General features: G+C 73.7%; 4 protein-coding genes and 1 pseudogene. 1 reads left to right on the top strand and 4 read right to left on the bottom strand.

What is annotated here, in order from left to right; translation table 11 throughout:
* The 4 genes from mycP to ABD52_RS35465 all read right to left on the bottom strand — a co-directional run.
* Positions 1-1,222, bottom strand: a 1,222-nt coding sequence (gene mycP / locus ABD52_RS35480; protein ID WP_047894610.1) for a type VII secretion-associated serine protease mycosin, incomplete at its 3' end; no start/stop codon positions are given.
* Positions 1,223-1,232: 10 nt separating this feature from the next.
* Complete coding sequence (locus ABD52_RS35475) at positions 1,233-2,708, bottom strand: hypothetical protein (protein ID WP_047894609.1); 1,476 nt, start codon at positions 2,706-2,708, stop codon at positions 1,233-1,235.
* 13 nt (positions 2,709-2,721) lie between these two features.
* Positions 2,722-3,159, bottom strand: a complete 438-nt coding sequence (locus tag ABD52_RS35470; RefSeq protein WP_013288016.1) for a hypothetical protein — start codon at positions 3,157-3,159, stop codon at positions 2,722-2,724.
* Between the two features lie 169 nt (positions 3,160-3,328).
* Positions 3,329-5,314: a TIGR03960 family B12-binding radical SAM protein gene (locus ABD52_RS35465; RefSeq protein WP_013288017.1), complete on the bottom strand. Its 1,986-nt coding sequence runs from the start codon at positions 5,312-5,314 to the stop codon at positions 3,329-3,331.
* A 206-nt stretch (positions 5,315-5,520) separates the two neighbouring features.
* Between ABD52_RS35465 and ABD52_RS35460 the strand changes: the two are divergent.
* Positions 5,521-6,392: pseudogene (locus ABD52_RS35460) on the top strand (hypothetical protein); the annotation flags it as partial.

Genomic DNA, 6,392 nt, shown 5'->3' with positions numbered 1-6,392 from the left:
CCGGCAGGCCCTGCCCACCGGCGTCCATCCGGTCCAGCGCCTCGTCCGGGATCGAGCCGACCTTCGCCAGCTCACGCCGGTGACGGCGGCGGTTCCAGATCAGGAACACCACGAGCGCCAGCAGCACCACGAGCGCCACGGCGATGCCGATGCCGATCACCATCACCTGCTGGTCGGTGGGGCCGCCCCGGTCGCCGTACTTCGTCACGTCGAAGTTGTCGTCCTCGGCGGCGGCCGGTGGCGCGGACGCGCTCGGCGCGGCGGCCCCGAGCAGCGGGTTCGCCGAGACCGACGGCACGTCTGCGGTGAGCGCCGCCACCGGGTCGATCCGGCCGAAGCCGAACCGCGGGTCGCGGCCGGGCGGCCCGGCGTCCCGGGCGGTACGGATCATTCGGTTGATCACGTCGGGCGCGGAGAGCTTCGGGTGCTTCGACCGGATCAGCGCCGCGACGCCGGAGACGACGGCGGCGGCGTCGGATGTGCCGTCCCCCCAGCCGTAGCCCCGGTCCGGGCCGATGTTGTAGACCTCGTCGCCGGGCGCGGCGATCACCGCTTCCGGGCCCTGGGCCGATCCGGACCAGAAACCCCCGCCCCGGACCGTGCCGGTCACCGCGATCACGCCGGGGATCTTGGCGGGTGAGACGACGTCCGGGCCGGCCTGCCGGACGTTGCCGGCGGCGGCCACCACGACCACGTCGCGCTCCAGCGCGTACCGGATCGCGGCCTCCTCGACCTCCTCCACGGGCCCGGCGCCGCCGTACGACAGGTTGAGCACCTTCGCACCGCCGTCGACGGCCATCCGGATGCCGGTCGCGGAGTCGTCCTTGGTGGCCGCCGCGCCGACGGGCTTCCGGATGGGCAGGATCCGGGCGTCGGGCGCGATGCCGACCACCCCGGTCCCGTTGGCCGCGATGATCCCGGCCATGTGGGTGCCGTGGCCGTCCGGGTCGCGCCGGCCGTCGCCGGAGTCACGGGTGCTCCCACCGGCCAGGACCCGGCCCCGCATGTCGGGGTGCCCGGCGTCCACACCGGTGTCCAGCACGCCGACGACGACGCCCCGCCCGGTGGAGATCTGATGCGCCCGGTCGATCCGCAGCTCGTCCAGATACCACTGCTCGGCGCGGCGCGGCGCGGCGACCGCCGGCTGGGCGGCACCCAGCAGCATCAGTCCGGCAAGCAGACCGGCCGTCACCGGCCGGAGCGCGCCGACGTGCACCTTCATCCGTCCGTCCTCATCGCAGGATGCCCGGGGACGCACCGTCACCGGCACCCCACGGATCGTCGTCCTCAGTCAACCATGACGAGTGCCCCGCCGCGTCGCCGCCGTGACCGGCGCCGCCGTGACCGCCCATCATTCCGCCGCCCATCATCCCGGCGCCGGCCATCCCGCCACGCGCGCCGCCCGCGCCGCCCGGTCCCGCCGCGGCCGCGGCCTTCAACGCGCTGGCCGCGCTGGTCAGTGGCGGAACCTTGCCGTTGCCGCCGCCGACCATGCCGGGCAGACCGCCCATGGCCATGCCGCCGGCCGCGCCGATCCCACCGCCGCCGATCCCGCCGGCCGAGCCCAGGCCGGCGCCACCACCACCGAAGCCGCCGCCACCGGCGCTCAGTCCACCCGCGCCACCGCTGCCCAGACCGAGCGTGCCCGGCCCGCCTACGGTGATCGTGCCGGGCCCGCCCGCGCCGGCCAGACCACTGCCGTACTCCGGGGTGCCCGAGCCGGGCGCGCCACCGAGCTCGGGGATCCCCCCGGTGGTCGGCGGGGTGTAGGTGCCGCCGCCGGGGATGCCGCCGCCGGGTCCACCGGGGGGCGGCGTGAACGAACCGCCGCCGGGCGTGCCACCACCGATGCCGGTGCTGCCGATGGACGGCATGGGGCCGCCACCGCCGGGCATGCCGCCGCCGGGCGCGCCGCCACCCGGCAGGCCGCCGCCGGGCACACCCGTCGGGGGAACCCGCGGGTCGCCGCGGTAGCCGTCGCCCAGTTCGCTGTCCGTGGGGCGGGGTACGGCCAGCTTGGGGCGCTCGGCCTCGACCGCTGCCGGCAGCGGCGACATCGCCTTGTTGGCCGCCTGCTGGTTGTCGCGGTACCAGTTGTCGAGGTGCGACTTGGTGTCCCACCAGCCGCCCCGCTTCTGGTCGCTGGCGTTGCCGTCGATCTTCATGGTGGCTTCGAGGTCGTCGGCCTTGTCGCGGAACGCGCCGTCGGCGTACAACGCCTGGTTGCCCTGGTAGTCGCTGCGCAGCGCGGCGAGGAAGCCGGACTGGCTCTCACCGTCGCGCGCGTCGTCCAGCTCGGTGCCGCCGGGCAGGCTCCACTCGTTCCAGCCGAAGTTGTCCATCAGCGGGATCGGGATGCTCGCCACCGCCGTACGGATGTCGCCCTCGATCCGCGACAGCGCGCCGCTGACGTTGCTGGCGTGCGTGATGAGTTCCTCGATGTCCTTGCCGATCTCGGACAGGTGCTCGCGGTACGCGTCGCCGCCGCTGCCCTTCCAGCCGGCGAGCATCCCGGGCAGGCCGCCGGTGTGCGGGCGCTCCTGGCCGGCCGCGATCGGGCCGACGAACGAACGGCCCACCAGCGAGTCGCGTAGGTGGCCGAGCGCCGTGGAGAGGTTCTTCCAGCCCGCGCCGACCGATCCGACGGTTTCCGGGTCCGCCGAGAGCGTCACCTCACGGACGCAACGCTCCCAGGTGCCTCCTGCCATGACCGTCTCCCCCTCAGGCCGTGTACGGGTAGGTGGGCTGCTGCCCGGCGTCCGGCGGCGGGGCCGCGGACTCCAGCAGACGCTCGATGTCCTTGCCGTTGGCCGCGTTGCGGGCCTCGGCGTCGCGGAACGCCTTGGCGATGTCCTGTGTGCCCTGCTTCAGGCCGGCCAGCTTCATGGAGATGGCCTTGAGGTGGGCCTCCATGCTCGCGGTGGACGTGGTCAGCGCCTGCCACTGCATCCGGGCGTCCTCGTACGCGCCGAACGGGGTGCCGTTGGGCACCGTCTGCGCGTTGCCGCTGTCGCCCTTCATCCGCTCCTTGATGCGCTCCATCTCCCAGGAGATGGTGTCCTCGACGTACTGCTTGAGGCGCTCGATGTACTCGGCCGCCGCATCCAGGTCCTCGACGCTGACGTGCAGATCGCCGGTGTCCGGCGGATTGATGCCCATGCTGCCTGTCCTCCCCGCTGCCGGCCCCGGCCGGTCCATTACGGACGCAGCGTATCGAGGAAGGACCAGTCGGGGCACCCCCACCCCGCGTACCGCGACGGTCACCGGGAAGGACGACGGAGCGCGGGAACCCGGTCGGGTTCCCGCGCTCCGGTGAGTGCGGGCGGCGTCAGCCCTGGGCTGCTGCGGGCAGCTTCAGCCCGTTGACCGGGGTGAGCGGCAGCAGCTTGCGGCCGGTCGGGCCGATCTGGATCTCGGTGTCCATGGACGGGCAGACGCCGCAGTCGAAGCAGGGCGTCCAGCGGCAGTCGTCCTGCTCGTACTCCGACAGCGAGTCCTGCCAGTCCTGCCAGAGCCAGTCCTTGTCCAGGCCGGAGTCGAGGTGGTCCCAGGGCAGGACCTCCAGCTCCTCGCGCTGCCGGGTGGTGTACCAGTCGAGGTCCACGCCGTATGCCGGCAGCACCTCGGTGGCGGCGTCCACCCACCGCTGGTAGGAGAAGTGCTCGCTCCAGCCGTCGAACCGGCCGCCGTTCTCCCAGACCTTGCGGATCACCGCGCCGACCCGGCGGTCGCCCCGGGAGAGCAGGCCCTCGATCAGCGACGGCTCGCCGTCGTGGTAGCGGAAGCCGATCGCCCGGCCCAGCGACCGGTCGCTGTTGATCGCCTGCTTGAGCAGCTTGAGCCGGCCGTCGATGACCTCCGGCCGCTCCATCGAGGCCCACTGGAACGGGGTGTGCGGCTTCGGCACGAACCCGCCGATGGAGACCGTGCAGCGGATGTCCTTCGACCCGGTGGCCGCGCGGCCGGCCCGGATCACCTCGTGCGCCATGTCGGCGATCTCGAGGACGTCCTCGTCGGTCTCGGTGGGCAGGCCGCACATGAAGTAGAGCTTCACCTGCCGCCAGCCGTTGGAGTACGCGGTGACCACCGTACGGATGAGGTCTTCCTTCGACACCATCTTGTTGATCACCTTGCGGATCCGCTCCGACCCGCCCTCGGGCGCGAAGGTCAGACCGGTCCGCCGCCCGTTGCGGGACAGCTCCTGGGCCAGGTCGATGTTGAACGCGTCCACCCGGGTCGACGGCAGCGACAGCGAGACGTTCGTGCCCGCGTACTGCTCGGCCAGGCCGGAGCACATGTCGCCGATCTCGGAGTGGTCGGCCGACGACAGCGACAGCAGGCCGACCTCGTGGAAGCCGGAGAACTCCAGCCCTTCCTTGACCATCTGGCCGACGGTGGTGATCGACCGCTCCCGCACCGGGCGGGTGATCATGCCGGCCTGGCAGAACCGGCAGCCGCGGGTGCAGCCCCGGAAGATCTCCACCGCGTACCGCTCGTGGACCGTCTCGGCGAGCGGCACCAGGGGCTTCTTCGGGTACGGCCAGGCGTCCAGGTCCATGGTGGTGCGCTTGTGCACCCGGAACGGCACGTCCGGCCGGTTCGGCACGACCCGCTGGATCCGGCCGTCGGGCAGGTAGTCGACGTCGTAGAAGCGCGGCACGTACACGCTCTCGGTGCGGGCCAGCCGCAGCAGCAGCTCGTCGCGGCCGCCCGGGGAGCCCTCCGTCTTCCACTCCCGGACGATGGCGGTGATCTCCAGCACCGCCTCCTCGCCGTCGCCGAGCACCGCGGCGTCGACGAAGTCGGCGATCGGCTCCGGGTTGAACGCGGCGTGCCCGCCGGCCACGATCACCGGGTCGGCGTCGGTGCGGTCGGCGGCGAGCAGCGGAATGCCGGCCAGGTCGATCGCGGTGAGCAGGTTGGTGTAGCCCAGCTCGGTGGAGAACGAGACGCCGAACACGTCGAAGTCACGCACCGGGCGGTGGGCGTCGACGGTGAACTGCGGCACGCCGTGGGCGCGCATCAGCTTCTCCAGGTCGGGCCAGACCGCGTACGTCCGCTCGGCCAGCACGTCGGGCAGCTCGTTGAGCACCTCGTACAGGATCTGCACGCCCTGGTTGGGCAGGCCCACCTCGTAGGCGTCCGGATACATCAGCGCCCACCGGACGGTCGCGGCGTCCCAGTCCTTGACCACGGCTCCCAGCTCTCCACCCACGTACTGGATGGGCTTGGTCACCTGCGGCAGCAACGGCTCCAGCCGGGGCCAGACCGAGTTGGCGGCGGCGGGACGCGGGGTCGTGGACGGGGCACTCATGATGCCCAAGCGTACGCGGTGTCCCCGCCCTGTCCCGCGCCCGCGCCCGTGTCCGCCGCGTTGATCAAGGAGTTTGCGGACTCCCCCGAGCTCCCACGGGACACGAACTCCTTGATCACCGGAGTGAGGGCGGGGAGCGGGGCGGGATTCGTCCCGGGTGGCGGGGCGGTACTAACCTCGCAACGGGCCGAGAGGAGACAGCCGCGATGCCGCAGCCGCAGCCGGGGGCGGACCGGCCGGCCGACGGGGCCGAGATGCCGTCCGTCACCGAGCCGGCGACCGCCGTCGACACCGAGGACGCCACCGGCGCCTCGGCTCCGGCGTCCCCGTCCGGCACACCGGAGGCCGCCGACGACCGGACCCCCGGCGCGTCGGCGGCCGCCGACGACCGGACCCCCGGCGCGACGGCGGCCGACCAGCCGTCCGGCGCCGCCGACAGCGAGCCCAGCGAGCAGCCGGAGCAGGCCGGACCCGCGCGGCCGGACGAGCCGGCCGAGCAGGCGCTGCGGGACGACCGCCCGGAACCGTCCGAGCAGGCTGAACCGGCACGGCGGGACCAAGCAGCCGAACCGGCGGACCCGGCCAGCACCGCCCCGCTCGACGGCGCGAGCCCGCACCCACCGGCCGACGACGCCGCCGCCACCGGCAAGGCCGGCCCCCAGGCGAGCGCGACGACCGCCGACGCCCTCTCCGGCAACGCCGGAATGCCGGCCGACGCGCCTACCGACGAGGCTCCGACTGCCGACGCAGGAGCGCCGGGCGGCACTCCGCCCGTACCGGTCACCCGGGCTCGGGGATCCGCGGCGGTTCCGGGCCGCACCACGCCCGTACCCACTCCCCGGACCGGGCGGCAGCCGGATCCGACCCGGATCGACGTCGCGCCGCAGCCGCCCCGGGCCGCGGCCACGCCTGACCCCACCAAGGTCGAGAACGCCCAAGACCGCATGCCGTCGGCGAACACGCCGGACCCGACCCGCGTGGAGAACACCCCCGATCCGACCCGGATCGACGCGCCCGCGCCCCGCTGGAGCGGTTCCGCCGCCGTCCCGCCACCGCCGCCGCGACGGCCCGCCTGGGG

The sequence above is a fragment of the Micromonospora sp. RV43 genome, from assembly GCF_001029515.1.
Lineage (GTDB): Bacteria > Actinomycetota > Actinomycetes > Mycobacteriales > Micromonosporaceae > Micromonospora > Micromonospora aurantiaca.
Note: the sequence above shows the minus strand (reverse complement) of the source record. Positions and strands in the feature narration are given on the sequence as shown.